Source organism: Streptacidiphilus sp. EB103A (genome assembly GCF_041261405.1).
GTDB lineage: Bacteria > Actinomycetota > Actinomycetes > Streptomycetales > Streptomycetaceae > Streptacidiphilus.
Genome location: NZ_JBGCAQ010000011.1, coordinates 97,917 through 113,237 on the forward strand (window position 1 = coordinate 97,917; position 15,321 = coordinate 113,237).

Below are 15,321 nucleotides of genomic sequence, written 5' to 3' on the forward strand. Positions count from 1 at the left end.
CGCGCGCGGCGAGGTTTCAGCCGACTCCGATCGGCGGAAGAGATGTGCATGAACAAACTCGCGGAACGCGTCGAGGTGCGGCGGGGCCTTCGCTACGGCCCCAGCGGGCAGCTGCTCGACGTCTACCGGGCGGCCACCCGGCCCGGTGAGCTGGTGCCGACCGTGCTGCTGTGGCACGGCCGCCCCGCCGACAACCGGGCGGTGATGGCCACACTGGCCCAGGAGGTGGCCGGCTACGGCCTGGTCGTCCTGGTGCCCGACTGGCGTACAGACGCTCCGGACGGCGGCTGGGGACAGCTGCGCGAATCCCTGGCCTACGCCCGCAGCCGCGCGGTCTGGCACGGCGGCGACGCCCGGCGGATGGTGCTGGCTGGCTGGTCCCTGGGCGGACGCGCGGCCCTGGCCACCGCCCTGCGGCCGTCCGCCGCCAGCTCCGACGGCTGGCGCCCGAGCGCCGTCGTCGGCCTCGGCAGCAACTACCGCTCCGAGGACGAGCTGATGTACCCGACCGTCATGGAGGACCTGGCCCGCTCCACGGCCGTCCCGGTCCCGGTCCGGCTGCACCACGGCACCGCCGACTCCGTCGTCGACGTCGCCCGCTCCCGCGAGTTCGCCGCCGCGCTGCGGTCCCGGGGCTGGCCGGTCACCCTCACCGAGACGGACGCGGACCACTCCGGCGTGGTGATGGCCGAGTACGACCGCGTCCTGGGCCGCTGCCGCGGCGCCACCTCGGACCGCGCCCTCAGGGCCGGCGAGGTGACGGCCCGGCTGATCGCGGAGTCGGCCGGGGTGCGGGTGTCCTGAGCCGACGGAGCCGAGCCGACAAAACGCCGCCTCCGGCCCGTTAGGCTGGCCCGATGGACGCGATACGGGTGTGGCTCGGGTGGGCCGACAGCGACGTGTACCGGGATGCCGACGGGACCGCGCTGCTGGACCCGGAGGAGCTGACCCGGGCGGCGGCCTTCGTCCGTGCGGAGTTGCGGAGCCGCTACACCGCGGCGCATCTGATGCTGCGCCAGGTGCTCGGCGGTTGCCTGGACCTGGACCCGGCCGCGGTGCGGTTCGCCCGTGACGACTGCCCCTGCTGCGGCGGACCGCACGGCCGGCCGGTGCTGGCGGGGGAGGGGCGGCCGCTGGAGTTCTCGCTGTCGCACGCCGGCGCCCTGGTCGCCGTCGCGGTTGCGGGGGCCGGTGTGCCCGTCGGCGTGGACGTCGAGGCACTGCCGAGGCCCGAGACAGTCGCCGATGTCGCCACGAAGCTGCACCCCGCCGAGCGCGCGGAGATCGCCGCCGCGGACGACTCGGCGGCCGCGTTCGCCCGGCTCTGGACCCGCAAGGAGGCATACCTCAAGGGTCTGGGCACCGGCCTCGGGCGCGGCCTCGACCTCGACTACGTCGGCAGCGAGCAGCCGGGCCCGGAGGGCTGGGCCCTGGCCGACCTGTCCGCCCCGGCCGGCCATGCCGTCGCCGTCGCGGCGCGGCAGCCGGAACCGGTTGTGGCAGGGTTGACCTGGCTGACCCCCGAACCGAAGCCGTCGGACCAGGACCACCGGACCCACCAGCACTGAGAGCGCCGCGATGACCGACCCCCGCCCGTACGTCCTGCTCAGCGCCGCCATGTCGGTGGACGGCAGGATCGACGACTCCTCGCCGGAACGGCTGCTGCTGTCCTCCCCGGAGGACTTCGACCGGGTGGACGAGCTGCGCGCCGAGAGCGACGCCGTCCTCATCGGCGCCGGGACGCTGCGCGGCGACGACCCCCGGCTACTGGTCAACGCGCCGGAGCGGCGGGCCGGGCGCAAGGCCGAGGGCCGGCCCGAGCAGCCGCTACGGGTGGTGCTGACCGGCAGCGGCGACCTCGACCCGGCCCAGCGCTTCTGGCACCACGGCGACGCCAGGGTCGCCTACGCCCCGGACGCCGCGGTGGCGGCGATCGCCGGGCGGCTGGGGGCGCTCGCGGACGTGGTGGGCACCGGCGCCCGGCTGGACCCGGGCGCGGTGCTGGACGACCTGGGCGCCCGAGGGGTGCGCCGGCTGATGGTCGAGGGCGGGAGCTCGGTGCACACCCTGTTCCTGACGGCGGGTCTGGTGGACGAGATCCAGCTTGCCGTCGCCCCCTTCTTCGTCGGCGACGCCGACGCCCCCGGGTTTGTCCGCCCTGGTGTGTTCCCGCAGGACGCCGCGCACCGGATGACCCTGGCCGGGACCCGTGCCCTGGGCGACACCGCGCTGCTCCGCTACCTGGTCGCCCGGCCGCCGCTGACCCCGGCCGACCGCCGCCTGCTGGCCGCCGCCATCGCCGAGTCCCGGCTCTGCCCGCCCTCCGACACCGCCTACTCGGTCGGCGCGCTGGTCGTCGCCGAGGACGGCACGGAACTGGCCCGCGGCCACTCCCGGGAGGGCGGCGACCCCAAGGTCCACGCCGAGGAGGCGGCCCTGGCCAAGATCCCCGCCGACGACCCGCGGCTGCCCGGCGCGACCATCTACACCACCCTGGAGCCGTGCAGCGTCCGGGCCTCCCGGCCCACCCCCTGCGCCCAGCTCGTACGCGCCTCCGGCATCCGCCGCGTGGTGCTCGCCTGGCGCGAACCAGCCCTCTTCGTCGCCGACTGCCAGGGCGTCGAACTGCTGCAGGAGGCCGGCGTCACCGTCCTGGAATGCCCCGAACTCGCTCCCGAGGCCCGCGCGGTCAACGCCCACCTGGGCTGACGGCGCTGGAGCAGGGAGTACGGGTCACGGTGTGTTGATCATCGAGGCGGCCGCGTACACCAGGTAGTCCCAGAGCTGCTGGCGGTGCTCCTCGGCCAGGCCCAACTCGTCGACGGCTGCCTGCATGTGGCGGAGCCAGGCGTCATGGGCGGCGCGGTCGACGGTGAAGGGGGCGTGGCGCATTCGCAGGCGGGGGTGGCCGCGTTCGTCGCTGTAGGTGCGTGGGCCGCCCCAGTACTGCATCAGGAAGAGGGCGAGCCGCTCCTCGGCCGGGCCGAGGTCCTGCTCCGGATACATCGGCCGCAGCAGCGGATCCTCGGCGACGCCCTGGTAGAACGTGTGCACGAGGCGCCGGAACACCGGCTCGCCGCCGACCTGCTCGAAGAACGTCCGGGTGTCGAGGGTGCCTCGCTTGATCTGGTCCACAGCCCCATGTTCTCAGATGTCCGAGCCTCAGACGCCCGGGCCGGTCATCGGACATACTCTGCGGATGATCACACCGCGCGAACTGCTGCAGGCCCACCTGGACGCCTTCAACGCCCGTGAACTCGACGCCCTGATGGCCGGGTTCGCCGACGACGCGGTCTGGCGGACCGGCACCGACACGGTCTCGGGGCGGGCCGAGCTCACCGAGCTGTTCGGCTGGGCGATGGCCAACATCCTGCCCACCCTGACGCTGCGCAGCCTGGTGGTCGAGGGTGAGCTCGCCGCCTGCGAGCTCACCGAGACGCTCACCCACGAGGACCGGACCAGTGCCGTCCCGATCGCGGGCTTCTACCGCTTCCGGGACGACCTGATCGTCTCGGCCACCGTGTACCGCGAGGGCAGTGCCGACCTGGCCTGAACGTCTCCTCGGATCGCTCAGGCAGTCCGACGCCGCTCAGGCGTGGTGCACCGTGATGGTGGTCCAGGCGCCGACGTGGATCCGGTCGCCGTCCTTCAGCGGGACCGGGGTGTGCGCCGGGATCGAGTCCGGGGCGCCGTTGAGGGTGGTGCCGTTGGTGGAGTCCTGGTCGATCACCACCCAGCCGCCGTCCGGCTGCTCCTGCAGCAGGGCGTGCTGGTGCGAGGCGCCCGGGTCCTCGGGGGCCGTCGACAGGTCGATCTCGGGGACGGTGCCGCGCTGGTTGCTGCGTCGGCCGATTCGCAGCTGGCCGCGCCCGGTCATCGGCACCCGCCGCTCCTGCGAGTACGGCGGGTAGTACAGTCCGGCGGCGTCCGGGCCGCTGCGGGCCATCATGTCGTTGAAGTAGTCGCGGTCGGCGGCGACGGTGGCGACCCAGGTGACCCGTCCGACCGGCTGGGACGGCTGCTGTTCCTGCGGCGGCGGCAGGATGTAGTCGGTGCCGAAGCCGCCGCTGGTGTCGCCGGTGGAGTACTGGACCCCGCCGTAGGTGCCCGGCTGGGGTTGAGACGGCTGCTGGGGTTGCGGCTGGCTGGGCTGCCCGTAGCCGCCGGGCCGCTGCTGTCCGTAGCCGGGGGGCTGCTGCCCGTACTGCGGCTGCGGTGGCTGGGACTGCCCGTACGGCTGCTGCTGGAAGTGCGGCGGCACCGGGGACGGCTGCTGCGGGGGCTGCTGCCGGGCCCGCCGCGACGGGGAGGCCAGGTCGTAGTCGTAGCCGCACTCCTCGCAGTAGCGGCCGGTCTGCGGGGTGCTGCAGATCGGACACATCTCCAGCCCCGCGGTCTGTGGTGCCTGTGGTGCCTGCGGCGCGGGCTCCGGGGCTCCCCACTGCTGCTGCGGCTGTTGCTGCGGCGGCTGGGCGGTCTGCGCGGGCATCGGCCAGCCGCAGTAGTCGCAGTAGTCGGCGGCCGGCGAATCATGGCCCTGCGGGCAGATCGGCATGGGGAGCCCCCCTCTGGCTCGTGGGTGCAGCGCCCGTCCGGGCGGCCTGCTTCTTCAGGACGCGTGCTGCTCTGATCAGGGCGTCTTCTTGACCCGGACCGTCTTGGTGGACCGGGTCTCCAGTGTCATCGAGTCGGCCTCGCTGACATTCTTACGGAATCGAACGGTACCTTCCTTCGGGTCCACCACGTCCACCACCTTCGCCAACAGCCGGAAGGTGTCCTCATTGCCCGATTCGTGCGCCAGCTGGACGGCCCGGCCGAGCTTGGACGTCGCGCTGTCCACATCCCCGCGCCGGTGGGCCTCCATGCCCTCCTGGATCGCGTTCGCCAGGTCGGCCTGGCCGGTGTAGTGCGCCACCTGCGGGCTGATCTTGGTGGAGGCGGCGATGTCGTCCGTCCAGACCGCCTTGACCAGGCCCTGCGACAGCACCTCGGTGCTCCCGTCCGGCTGCGGCACCACCAGGCTGATCCGGCCGGCCAGCATCTCGCTGCCCACGGCCGCCGACGGGACCTCGATGCAGACGTGGTAGTCGCGGCTCTCGTCGCCCCAGGAGCCGGTGGGGTAGTCCCCGGCGCGCGGTCCCGACTCCTTGCGCCGCCCGGACAGGTCCTCGACGGCCGGGGCGACCTGTTTCACGAACTTCACCGCGGCATTGGCCGGCGTCCACACCCGCAGGGCCACGTCCGCCACCTCCTTGCCCATGGCGTTCTCCATCATGGCCCGGAAGTCGTCGGCGAGACCCGAGGGGTCGGCGACGATGTCGACGGTCCCGAGCAGCGCCGAGGAGATCCGGCGCAGCTCCGCGATCTCCCAGTCGGTGCCGACGCCGCGGCAGTCCGCGGTGAAGTGGCCCTGCACCCGGTCCAGGGTGCGCTGCAGGTCGTTGGGGTTCTCGTGCTCGTTGCGGCCGTCGGTGAGCAGGATGCCGTGCCGGATGGATATGTCCCGGCGGGACAGGAACAGCTGCTCGGCCTTGCTCAGCCAGGTGCCGATGGCGGTGCCGCCGCTGGGGGTGAGCCGACGCAGCGACTGCTTGGCCTCCTCCCGGCTGCCGGCGTGCGCCACGGCGAGCTGCCCGCCGCCCGGGTAGACCTCCTTGGCCTCGTGCGTCCCGGCCACCACGGCGAAGGCGACCCCGTCCCTGACGGCGTCGATCGCGGCGGCGGTCGCTTCGCGAGCGGCGCGGATCTTGTCGGACGGGTAGTCCATGGAGCCGGAGCAGTCCACCATGATCACCACGGCGGCATCCGGGCCGTCGGAGAAGTTGACCGGCTGGGCGTTGGTGCTGCCGCTGGTCCCACCGCCGGTCGCGGTGACCGTGACGATCGCGTTCACCTCGCGGGCGCCCTCGGCCAGGTACTCGTTCTGGAAGATGTCGACGGCGAACTGCGGCAGGTTGGACTTGGCGAGCCTGGCCATGGGTCAGATCTCCCGCTTCTCTCCCGCGCCCATGACGGGAAGCGAGAGCTCGGTGGGTGTGTAAGGAGCGGACAGCGGAGAGGGGAGGCAGGGCAGCACGGCGACCGTGATGTTGTCGTGCCCGCCGCGCTCGCAGGCGAACCTGACGAGTTCCTGGGCCGCCTCCAGCGGCCGGGTCCTGGCGTCCGCGGGGACCACGGCGCCCAGGTCGGCGGCCGACTCCCAGTAGTTCCACAGGCCGTCGGTGCAGATCAGCACCACCCCGGCGGCGGGGGGCGCGAAGACGGTGGTGTGCGGCTCGACCTCGACGGCGTCTGCCCCCAGCCAGCCGGTGATCGCATGGGCACGGGCGTCGGCGTAGGCCTCGGCCTCCTCCATCAGCCCCGCCTCGACCATCCGGGCCGCCCAGGAGTCGTCCACGGTCAGCCGTTCGGATCCGGCCCGCTCGTCGGGGAACCAGTAGGCCCGGCTGTCGCCGACCCAGCCCACGGTGACCTCGCCGTCGGCCGCGATGGCGCCGACGATGGTGCAGGCGGGGGAGTTGCGGCTGGGCTCCAGTGGGCCCTCGCTCGCCAGGTCCTCGACCCGCTGCGCCGCGGCCATGATCGCGGCGTGCATCGCCGACTTGGGGTCGGCGCCGGACTCCAGCGACTCCAGCAGGTACTCGCTCGCCGTGTCGGCAGCGGCCTGTGACGCCTCGTCAGGACGGGTCGCCGAGGACACCCCGTCGCACACCACCGCGACCACGGCGGGGGAGCCGCCGGGACGGGAGGTGGCGGCGACGGCGAAGGCGTCCTCGTTGCGGTGGTGCCGGTGGCCCCGGTCGCTGACCCCGGTGACCCCGGCGAGCGCCCGTTCCTGATGGTCCCTCGGACGCGGCTGCGCCCGCCCGCAGGCCTCGCAGTACCCGTCGGCGTCGATCCGCTGCTCCCCGCACCCCACGCACACCGGCCCGCTGCCCGGAGCGATCACCACGACCGGATTGGGTTCGGTCGGCGCATGGTCCAGCTCCGCCTCCGGCTCCTCCTCGCTGACCAGTAGCTGTGCGGGCGCGGCCAGCAGAAAGTCCCCAGTGGCTCCCGCTACTTGCCCCGGCTGCGGAGTCTCCGCCCCACCCCGCCCCAACCCGGCCCGAGGATCCACCCCCACCACCGGCGGCCCCACCGGCCGCGGCGGCACCACCCCGACTTCGCCGGGAGCCCCCGCCGGAGCCGGAGCCCCCGCCTCGCTGTGTGCGGCCTGTCCCGCAGGGAATTCCGGCCCGGCGAACCCGCCCTGGCTCACGCCGACTGCCTCAGCCGCAGCCCTGGCACCGCCGGACCCGCCCGCGGCAGGCGAGGCCCCCGCCCCGGCGAACCCGCTCCGGCCAGTGTCGGCGCCACCATGCACGGCCCCCGCTCCGGTTCCGCCAGGCCCGCCCGCCGCAGGCGCGATCCCGCCGTAGGCGGCCTGCCCCGGAGGGGCCCCGGGCCCGGAGGGCACGCCGGGGCCCGTGCCGGCAGGCGCAACGCCGTAGGCGTGAGCCGCCCCCGAGGGGGCTGCCGCCCCCGAGGGCCCGCCGGCGGCGATCGTGAGATCGCTGCCGCACTGCTCGCAGAAGCGGTCGCTCTCGCCCACCGGCTGCGCGCAGTTGGGACAGGAAAGGGTCAACTGGTCCATGCGCGCTTACACCCACGTCCTGGGCCGGGTGCGGTTGGCCCGCTCCACCCACTCGATCCGCTTCTCGGGCTGTTCCGCGAGACGCGCCAGTACCCGGTACGACTGTTCCAGCGCGAACCGCAGTTCCCGCTCCTCGGCCGGATGGCCCAGCAGCAGAATCGGTCCTGCACCTGCCGGTCCGTCAGGACGCCCGGCCAGCACCCAGCCCAGGGCCTTGCCCAGCACCTCGACGGACAGCTCCTCGCGGCGCCGTGCGTCCAGGCCGAGCCCGGTGAGCTGGGTCGAGCAGGCGTCCAGGTCGCGCTTGAGCGGTTCGGCCGCCGACCGCTCACGCAGCCTCGCCCGCACCGCCGCGACCCGCGCCGCCACATAGTGGTTGGACGTCTCCGGCACGGATTCCAGCGCGCTCACCGCGCCCACCCGGTCGCCGGCCGCGAGCCGCACCCGAGCCAGGCCGAAGGCCGCGCTGACGTAGGCGCGGTCGGTCGTCCACACCAGCCGGTAGAACTCGGCCGCGTCCTCGCGGGAGCCCAGCAGCTCCGCGCAGATGGCCAGCGCCAGCTTGGGCGCGGCCTCGCCGGGGAACGCGTCGTAGACGGCGTCGAAGGACTCGGCCGCGGCCCCCGCCGCCGCCAGCGGCTCAGGACCGCCTTCCGTCCCGGCGGCGACCAGCGCGGCCAGCCCGCGGTACCAGACCACCCGCCAGTCGTCGGGGTGGTCGGCGGACAGCGCGTTCAACGCCTCGTCCACCGCCGCGAGATCGCCGAGCTCGATCAGCGCGCGCAGCTCCCGAAGCCGCAGCTCGACCGAGCTCAGCGGCGCCGAGCGGAGCGCCGCGATGACATCCGCGGGCGCGGTCGCCATCAGCGCGGCGAGGAAGCCCGCATTGGGGTCGGCCACGTCGATCCGCGGCACCGGCAGTGCCAGTGCGGCCGGACGCGGGTCGAGCGCCAGCACCTGCGGCGCAGCGTCGCCCCCCGGCTGGAACGGCAGCGCGGGGGCCACCCCGGGGACGGTCGCCGGATGGGTCCCGTTGCCGCCCGCCGCCGGTACCGGCGCCGGTGCCGGTACCGGAACAGGCGTCACGGCCTGCGCCGGCACCCCGCCCTTGCGCCCGCGCCGCCTGCCCCCGCTGTCCCGTCCGGGTGCGTCGAAGGCCGCGGGGCCGACCAACTCGGTGTCCACGACCCGCAGTTCCGCGCCGAAGAGGGTGGAGAGCGCGGGCCGGGGCCGGTTGTCCTGGAGTGCCAGGATCTCCCGCAGCACCCCGGTGAGCTGCTCCGCCATCTCCTGCGCCGAGGAGAACCGCTTGTCCGGGTCCGGGTCGGTGGCCCGGACCAGCAGCCGGTAGAAGGACTCGTACCGGTCGAAGACCTCGACGTCCTCGGGGCCCGGCAGGGTGTCCCGGTAGACGGTGGAGAAGCCCTGGAAGTCGAAGGTCAGCACGGCCAGCGAGCGGGCCACGGTGTAGAGGTCGGAGGCCGGGGAGACGCCCTCGGTGGCGATCTCGGGGGCCTGGTAGCCGACGGTGCCGTAGATCGCCCCGTCGTCGTCCTGACGGCGCACCGCGCCCATGTCGATGATCTTCAGCTGGTCCTCGGACTGGATCACGTTGTCCAGCTTGAAGTCGCAGTAGATCAGGCCCCGGCTGTGCAGGTAGCCCAGCGCCGGAAGTGCCTCCAGGGCGTAGGCGATGGCCTGTTCGACCGGCAGCGGGACGCGCCGTCCGTCGGGGCCGCGCCGTTCGTCGGCGATGTCCTTGAGCGACTTGCCGCCGACGTACTCCATCACGATGTAGCCGTCGGTGGTGCCCTTGGTCAGGTCGGGGTGCTCGGCGAAGTTGATGATGCGGACGATGTTGGGGTGGTCGACCTCGGCCAGGTAGCGGCGCTCGGCGATGGCGACCGCCAGGGCCTCCTCGTCGCCGGTGTCCAGCAGGCCCTTGAGGACCACCCACCGGTCGTTGACCCTGCGGTCGATGCCCAGGTAGATCCAGCCCAGGCCGCCGTGGGCGATACAGCCGACCACCTCGTACTGGCCGTCGACCATGTCGCCCGCGTGCAGCTTGGGAGTGAACGAGTACTCGGTGCCGCACTTGGTGCAGAAGCCCTCGGGGCGGCCCGCGTTGCCGTTGCGGGAACGGCCCACCGGGGCCTCGCACTTGCTGCAGTAACGCTTGCGCTCGGGGACCTCGGGGTGCTCCTGGACCATGGCGCGCGGGTCCGGGCGGGGCACCGGCGGCACCGACACCAGGCCGGCGCCGAGCGCGCCCCGGCTGGACTGCGAGGTGCTGCTGCGGGTGCTGCGCACCGACACCGAGGAGCGGGTGGAGCCGCTGCGGACCGACCGGGAGCGGCCGGAGAGCGAGCGCGAGGTGCTGGTGGACCGGGCCGAGCGGGAGGAGGCCTGCTGCGGAACGCTCGCCACCGAGGCAGTCGGCGCGGGCGCCAGACCGCACTCGGTGCAGTAGCCGTCGGCGTCGATCACCCCGTCGCCGGTGCACTCCGGCCGGGTGCAGGGCGAGCCGGGGCCCGCCGCCTGCGCCGGGGCGGCCGGAGCACCTGGAGCCGCCACGGCCGCGGCCGCCGCCCGCGCGGGCAGCGCAGCCGGTGCCAGACCGCATTCGGTGCAGTAGCCGTCGGCGTCGATCACCCCGTCGCCGGTGCACTCGGGCCGTGTGCACGGTGTGCCCGTCATGGACGTCATCCCCGCCATCCCCCCATCGATCGACTCTTCGCCATCATGGTCAACCCCTGTACGGGCGCCCGTCCACCGGACTGCCCCCGCCGCTGCCCCGATCGCCGTCAAAACCGTTGCCGGGCGGTCGCAGCGCGTCCTGGTAGCGCCGCACCGCGTACTCGGCGGCCCTCAGGTCACAGGGCGCGCTCCACAGCATCCGCCGGGCCTGGTCGTAACGCTCGATCAGTTCCGGATCCTCCGCGACGCCGCGCCGCGCGGCCATCGCCTTGTAGGCGTCCAGCCGCCCGCGCAGCTCCGCCCGTATCGCCAGCGGCGCGGTGACCGCCGTCAGCGACTCCCGGGCCCGCTCCAACTCGCGCTGGGCGGCGCCCTCCAGGGTGTCCAGCAGCGGGCCGAGCCGGTGCCACTGGCCGTGCCGCCGCAACTGGTCGGCCTGGGCCAGCCGTTCCCGCATCGCGCTCGCGGGCCCGGGCACGGCCGGGACCTCGGTGGACGCGATCTTCGCCAGCACCTCGCCGCGCGCCCGCCGGGCCTCGGCCAGGGTGGCGTCCGCCCTGGCCAGGGTCTCGCCGACGCCCTCCAGCCGTTCGTCGGCGTCGTCCCGCAGCCGCAGCAGGTCCTCCAGCTCCAGCCGGAGGTCGTCCACGGCACGGGCGGCGCGGTCGTAGCGACCGGTGTCGACGCTGCCGGGAACGGCGCCCCGGGACGTCTCCTGGCCCCCGGCCGCCGGGTGAGGCGTCCAGAACGCGAGCGGGTCGGAGACGACCTCGCCGCGCAGCGCGGCCAGCTCCTTGGTCATCTCCTCCAGCGCGTCCCCGGCCGGGTGCTCGCCGGGGTGCACGCCCACCGAGCGGGCCAGCGCCCGCACCCGGCCCAACTCCGCGGTGAGCAGGTCGATCCGGGCCGGCAGCGCGGACCAGACCGCGTCTGCGGCCGAGGCCACCTCGATGACCCGGCCGTACCAGCCGTTCATCCGCTCGACCAGCTCGGTCAGGCTCACATGCTCGCTGAGCCGGGCGCCGCCGGTGATCCCGGTGACGGTGTGGCCGCCCTGCGGCAGCTTCCCGGCCGAGACGGTGACGCCCCGTCCGCGCAGCAGTTCGGTCAGCTCGTACAGCTCGGCCTGACCGGGCCGGGCCCGGCGGGAGCGCACCGCGCGGGCGGCGGCCAGCGCCTCCGAGTAGGTGTCGAACATGGACCAGAGCAGGCCAAGGCCGGGTTCGGCCTGCTGCCAGCGCTCGCGGGTGCGGCCGTTCAGCTCGGCGCCCTCCAGCAGGCGGCGGCCCGGGTGATCCTGCAGCGCCAGCAGCGACGCCTCCACGGCATCACGCTCGGCACCGAGCCTGGTCAGGGTGCGGTCCACCTCCTCCCGGGTCATCACCGGACCGTTCGGTCCTGTCAGCGCCATCCGTCCGCCATTCGCTCTTCGGTCTCCGTCGTCGTCCTTTGAATTGTCGTCCCTGAACGCTCGTGCTCTGAATCCCGGTCACCTCGACGGGGAACTCAGCGGGCGCCTCAACCCGCGAAGTGCGGAGTCGGCGCTCCCGGTGACGCCCCCAGCGGCTTCAGCCACTTGCTGTACTCGGAGGCCCACTGGTTCGCCAGGAAGTCCTGCATCGCCGCGTTGACCCTGCGCACCAGATCAGTGGAGCCCAGCTTCATGGCCACCCCGTAGACCTCCTGGTCCAGCAGGCCGCCGACCAGATGAATGGTCGGGTCCTGGGCGACCTGGCCGGCGCCCAGGGCGTTGTCGGTGATGGTCGCGTCGACATTGCCGAGCTGCATCTGCACCAGGCAGTCCAGCTGGTTGGCGACGGTGAACACCTTGGCGCCGTGCTTGTTGGCGTTCAGCAGGTCGAGACCGGTGGAGCCGGTCGCCGCGCAGACCCGCTTGCCGTTGACGGTGTCGTTCAGACCGGTGATCGGCGAGGACTTGGGAGCGACGACCTCCTGTCCGGCGTCGAAGTAGGGCACCGAGAAGGAGACCTGCTTCAACCGGGCGCAAGTGATCGTCATGGTCCTGACCACCACGTCCACCTGGCCGCTCTGCAGCGCGCTGATCCGGTTCGCGGTCGGCACGGCCAGGAACTCCACCGCGTTGGGGTCGCCCAGGATCGACTGGGCCAGGGCGTGCACCAGGTCGATGTCGAAGCCCTGCAGGTTCCCGGTCACCGGGTCGCGGAAGCCCCACAGGTCACTGTTGGTGTCGATGCCGGCGATCAGCTTCCCGCGCGTCCTGATCCGCTGGACGTTCGCGCCGCTGTCGCTCGTGCTGGGCGTCAGGCTGGTGCCGGTGTCGCAGGACTCCGCGGCCGGCGCGAGCGCCGGAGCCCCGGCGGTGATCCGTACGGTCTGCGGCCGCGGTTCGGCCGCCGAACTGCCCGGCAGGGCCAGCGTGCCCAGCAGCAGCGCGGCCGCCGTCAGCACCGCCGCGCGGGTACGCCTGCCCATCCGATCCCCCTTCATCATCCGTCGCCCCCTCACCGGTACTCCGCCGCACGGCGGTTGATGCCCAGCAGCGCTCCGGCGGCGGCCAGTGCCGCCAGCACGCCCGCGCCCTCGGCCAGCAGCGCGGTGGCCCCGCGCCCGTCGGCGGCCAGTGAGGCGAAGTTCGCCTGCTCATGGCTGATGGCGGCGGCCAGGCTGGAGTTCAGACTGGTGAACGCCGCGTCGGTGGTCTGCGCGGACGCGGTGGGAGCCCCCGGCACCCCGATGGTGTCGTTGACCGCCGTCGCGTAGTCGCCGTTGTTGTTGGCGGTCCCGGCCACCTCGTGCCGCTTGTCCCAGGTGCTGAACGCCGCCACGGCCGCCTGCACCTGCTGCTGCGCCGCGGCGTCGCCGCCGGTCATCTGCGCGGCCTCGTCCAGATAGCCGCCCTGCCCGGCCAACTCCTTGCTGACGGCGCTCCAGAGCGTCTGGTAGGCGGTGGTCGAGCCGCGGGCCACCAGGTTGAGGTTCTCCGCTCCGCGGCACTGCAGCGCGGTGATCTGCGCCTTGTTCAGCACCTGCAGCGGGGCCGCGCCCCGGGTGTCGCTGGCCTTCAGGTCGGAGGCGGCCAGGCTCTGCGCGGCGCCCAGCCAGATCAGCGCGGCGGCGGTGAACGCGCTGGCCGCCAGCAGGCCGATGTTGAACACCCGGTTGGTGCCCCGGAACAGCCGTATCTGCGCCCAGGCCAGCGCCGCCAGCAGCACCAGGCCGAGGCCGATCGAGGCCCAGGGCAGTGCCTGGGCGTCCGCGTAGTCGTGCTGCAGCCGCGCCGTCTCGGCGGTGTAGAGCTGCTTCGCCTCGGGGAGCATCACGTTCTGCAGCTGCGAGGAGGCGAACCGCAGATAGGCGCCGCCCAGCGGCAGCCCCTGCCGGTCGTCGGCCCTGGCTGTCTCCACCAGGCCGGTGTAGACCGGGAGCTGTGCGTTGAGCTGCCGGATCTGGATCTGGCCCGGGTCGTCGGCCGCGGTGCTCCCGGCGGCCTTGGCCAGCAGCGTCGAGGCCATGGCGATGTCGTTGTTGTACTGCTTCTGCACGGCCGCGGTCTCATTGCCGGCCTGCAGGAAGCCCGTGGCCGCCGTGGTGTCCGCGTCCGCGAGGGAGTGGAAGATCTGCGCGGCGTCGTCGCTCAGCGGCTGGCTGTGGTCGACCACGCTGGTGGCGGCGTTGGAGCTCTGCACGACCTGGGTCACCGTCAGCACGCCGAACACCACGGCCAGCAGCGCCAGCAGCGTCCCCATGGTCCACAGCCGCCTGAGCGGAGAACTGGTGCGGCGCCCGCCGCCACGGCTGCCACGGCCCGAGGCGGAACCCTCGTCGGCGGGGCGCGCGACGGCAGGCGGTGACGGCGGCGCCGTGGCCACCGCCCCTCCGCCCTGCCCGTAACCCTGTCCCGGCGTCGTCATCAGGCGCGCCCCCTTCCCCCGTCGCTCCCCTGCTGCGGTCCTCTGGGAGCAGTATGGCCAACCCCTGTGACATCCACACGGGACTTGCGTCGATCTTGAGGTTTCGTCGCCCAGCTGTGACGAGAACGGGGCGGCGGCGACTACCAGCTGGGCCGGATCGGCCCCCGTGGCGCCAGCCGCGCCAGGTCCGCCACCAGGGCGTGGAACCGTTCCGCTCCCAGCTCCGCGATCCACGGGGCGACGGTCTCCGCCGCCGCCTCGTCCGCCGCCCTGGTGCAGGCCCAGCCCCGGTCGGTGAGGACGACCAGGCGGGCGCGGGCGTCACCGGGGTGGGGGCGTCGCTCCACATAGCCCTTGCGGACGAGTTCGTCGACGAGCTGGCTGGCGGCCTGCTTGGTGAAGCCGAGGTGGTCGGCCAGTTCGCCGATGGTCGCGCCGTGCGGGGCGAGTCGGGCGAAGGCGTAGCCGTGCGCGGGTCGTACGTCGCCGAAGCCCCGCGCCGCGCCGCCGGCCTGGATGCCCGCGACCAGTTCGCCGCTGAGGGAGAGCAGCAGTGCGGAGAAGGCGCGTGCTGCGGCGCCGTCGCCGCTGCCGTCGCGGGTGTCGTTCATGAGCCGATTCTGCCACAGAAAGACAAGTGGCTTGACTATCGATGGGCAAGCGACTTGACTATCGGCGAAAAGACAAGCCGCTTGCCCAATCCGTCAGGAGTCGCCATGCCCGTCATCCGCAGCACCGACGCCACCGTCCATGAGCTCCATGGAGCCCGCTTCGTCGCCCACGCCAACCCCGGCACCGGCAGCAAGGAGATCTGCGCCTGGCGCGCCGAGATCCCCGGAGCCACCACCGGCGTCCCGCACACCGTCAGCCGCGAGGAGGTCATCCACGTCCTCACCGGCGCCCTGCGCTTCACCGTCGACGTCGAGGCGGCCGAGCTGACCGCCGGCGACACCGTGATCGTCCCGGCCGGGTCCCGGCTCGGCGTGGACAACCCCGGCGGCGAGCCCGCCACCATGTGGACCGTCACCACCGTCGGCCTGACCGCGACCCTCGCCGACGGCAGCACCATCACCCCGCCCTGGGCCAACTGAAGCG

General features: G+C 73.5%; 14 protein-coding genes. 5 read left to right on the forward strand and 9 right to left on the reverse strand.

Annotation, left to right across the window (positions count from 1 at the left end; translation table 11 throughout):
* The first annotated feature begins 48 nt into the window (after positions 1 to 48).
* Genes ABH941_RS19475 through ABH941_RS19485 form a run of 3 tightly spaced genes read left to right on the forward strand, consistent with a single transcriptional unit; the run spans position 49 to position 2,709 of the window.
* The gene (locus ABH941_RS19475; protein ID WP_370130684.1) at positions 49 to 804 is read left to right on the forward strand and encodes an alpha/beta hydrolase family protein; all 756 of its coding nucleotides are present in this window, start codon (positions 49 to 51) and stop codon (positions 802 to 804) included.
* 53 nt (positions 805 to 857) lie between these two features.
* Positions 858 to 1,568, forward strand: a complete 711-nt coding sequence (locus ABH941_RS19480) for a 4'-phosphopantetheinyl transferase superfamily protein (RefSeq protein WP_370130685.1) — start codon at positions 858 to 860, stop codon at positions 1,566 to 1,568.
* 10 nt (positions 1,569 to 1,578) lie between these two features.
* Positions 1,579 to 2,709: a dihydrofolate reductase family protein gene (locus ABH941_RS19485; RefSeq protein ID WP_370130686.1), complete on the forward strand. Its 1,131-nt coding sequence runs from the start codon at positions 1,579 to 1,581 to the stop codon at positions 2,707 to 2,709.
* Positions 2,710 to 2,733: 24 nt separating this feature from the next.
* Here ABH941_RS19485 and ABH941_RS19490 read toward each other — a convergent pair whose 3' ends face one another.
* Positions 2,734 to 3,135 carry a globin gene (locus ABH941_RS19490; protein WP_370130687.1) on the reverse strand — a complete coding sequence of 134 codons (402 nt, stop codon included), beginning with the start codon at positions 3,133 to 3,135 and terminating at the stop codon, positions 2,734 to 2,736.
* Positions 3,136 to 3,199: 64 nt separating this feature from the next.
* On the opposite strand from ABH941_RS19490, the gene ABH941_RS19495 reads away from it, so the two are divergent.
* Positions 3,200 to 3,553 carry a nuclear transport factor 2 family protein gene (locus ABH941_RS19495; RefSeq protein ID WP_370130689.1) on the forward strand — a complete coding sequence of 118 codons (354 nt, stop codon included), beginning with the start codon at positions 3,200 to 3,202 and terminating at the stop codon, positions 3,551 to 3,553.
* 36 nt (positions 3,554 to 3,589) lie between these two features.
* Here the strand turns inward: ABH941_RS19495 and ABH941_RS19500 are convergent, their stop codons facing one another.
* The 8 genes from ABH941_RS19500 to ABH941_RS19535 form a co-directional block, all read right to left on the reverse strand.
* A complete protein-coding gene (locus ABH941_RS19500) occupies positions 3,590 to 4,555 on the reverse strand; it encodes an FHA domain-containing protein (RefSeq protein ID WP_370130691.1) in 966 nt (321 codons plus the stop codon).
* Positions 4,556 to 4,630: 75 nt separating this feature from the next.
* Complete coding sequence (locus ABH941_RS19505; protein WP_134005035.1) at positions 4,631 to 5,977, reverse strand: VWA domain-containing protein; 1,347 nt, start codon at positions 5,975 to 5,977, stop codon at positions 4,631 to 4,633.
* 3 nt (positions 5,978 to 5,980) lie between these two features.
* Positions 5,981 to 6,952, reverse strand: a complete 972-nt coding sequence (locus tag ABH941_RS19510) for a PP2C family serine/threonine-protein phosphatase (protein WP_370130692.1) — start codon at positions 6,950 to 6,952, stop codon at positions 5,981 to 5,983.
* 690 nt (positions 6,953 to 7,642) lie between these two features.
* Entirely contained in the window at positions 7,643 to 10,342 is a 2,700-nt protein-coding gene (locus tag ABH941_RS19515; RefSeq protein WP_370130693.1) for a tetratricopeptide repeat protein, read from the reverse strand.
* Positions 10,343 to 10,382: 40 nt separating this feature from the next.
* Positions 10,383 to 11,714, reverse strand: coding sequence for a hypothetical protein (locus ABH941_RS19520; RefSeq protein WP_370130694.1), 1,332 nt, complete (start codon positions 11,712 to 11,714; stop codon positions 10,383 to 10,385).
* A 137-nt stretch (positions 11,715 to 11,851) separates the two neighbouring features.
* A complete protein-coding gene (locus tag ABH941_RS19525) occupies positions 11,852 to 12,787 on the reverse strand; it encodes a glutamate ABC transporter substrate-binding protein (protein WP_370130696.1) in 936 nt (311 codons plus the stop codon).
* Between the two features lie 29 nt (positions 12,788 to 12,816).
* Complete coding sequence (locus ABH941_RS19530; protein ID WP_370130697.1) at positions 12,817 to 14,226, reverse strand: hypothetical protein; 1,410 nt, start codon at positions 14,224 to 14,226, stop codon at positions 12,817 to 12,819.
* A gap of 140 nt (positions 14,227 to 14,366) precedes the next feature.
* Entirely contained in the window at positions 14,367 to 14,837 is a 471-nt protein-coding gene (locus ABH941_RS19535) for a MarR family winged helix-turn-helix transcriptional regulator (RefSeq protein WP_370130698.1), read from the reverse strand.
* A 105-nt stretch (positions 14,838 to 14,942) separates the two neighbouring features.
* Between ABH941_RS19535 and ABH941_RS19540 the strand changes: the two genes are divergently transcribed.
* Positions 14,943 to 15,317: a cupin domain-containing protein gene (locus ABH941_RS19540; protein WP_370130700.1), complete on the forward strand. Its 375-nt coding sequence runs from the start codon at positions 14,943 to 14,945 to the stop codon at positions 15,315 to 15,317.
* The last annotated feature ends 4 nt before the right edge of the window (positions 15,318 to 15,321 follow it).

What these genes read in the sequence shown, in the direction of transcription:
- ABH941_RS19475 (WP_370130684.1), top strand. Translation starts at nt 49, where the DNA reads ATGAACAAACTCGCGGAACGCGTCGAGGTGCGGCGGGGCCTTCGCTAC.
- ABH941_RS19480 (WP_370130685.1), top strand. Translation starts at nt 858, where the DNA reads ATGGACGCGATACGGGTGTGGCTCGGGTGGGCCGACAGCGACGTGTAC.
- ABH941_RS19485 (WP_370130686.1), top strand. Translation starts at nt 1,579, where the DNA reads ATGACCGACCCCCGCCCGTACGTCCTGCTCAGCGCCGCCATGTCGGTG.
- ABH941_RS19495 (WP_370130689.1), top strand. Translation starts at nt 3,200, where the DNA reads ATGATCACACCGCGCGAACTGCTGCAGGCCCACCTGGACGCCTTCAAC.
- ABH941_RS19500 (WP_370130691.1), bottom strand. Translation starts at nt 4,555, where the DNA reads ATGCCGATCTGCCCGCAGGGCCATGATTCGCCGGCCGCCGACTACTGC.
- ABH941_RS19505 (WP_134005035.1), bottom strand. Translation starts at nt 5,977, where the DNA reads ATGGCCAGGCTCGCCAAGTCCAACCTGCCGCAGTTCGCCGTCGACATC.
- ABH941_RS19515 (WP_370130693.1), bottom strand. Translation starts at nt 10,342, where the DNA reads ATGACGTCCATGACGGGCACACCGTGCACACGGCCCGAGTGCACCGGC.
- ABH941_RS19520 (WP_370130694.1), bottom strand. Translation starts at nt 11,714, where the DNA reads ATGACCCGGGAGGAGGTGGACCGCACCCTGACCAGGCTCGGTGCCGAG.
- ABH941_RS19525 (WP_370130696.1), bottom strand. Translation starts at nt 12,787, where the DNA reads ATGGGCAGGCGTACCCGCGCGGCGGTGCTGACGGCGGCCGCGCTGCTG.
- ABH941_RS19530 (WP_370130697.1), bottom strand. Translation starts at nt 14,226, where the DNA reads ATGACGACGCCGGGACAGGGTTACGGGCAGGGCGGAGGGGCGGTGGCC.
- ABH941_RS19535 (WP_370130698.1), bottom strand. Translation starts at nt 14,837, where the DNA reads ATGAACGACACCCGCGACGGCAGCGGCGACGGCGCCGCAGCACGCGCC.
- ABH941_RS19540 (WP_370130700.1), top strand. Translation starts at nt 14,943, where the DNA reads ATGCCCGTCATCCGCAGCACCGACGCCACCGTCCATGAGCTCCATGGA.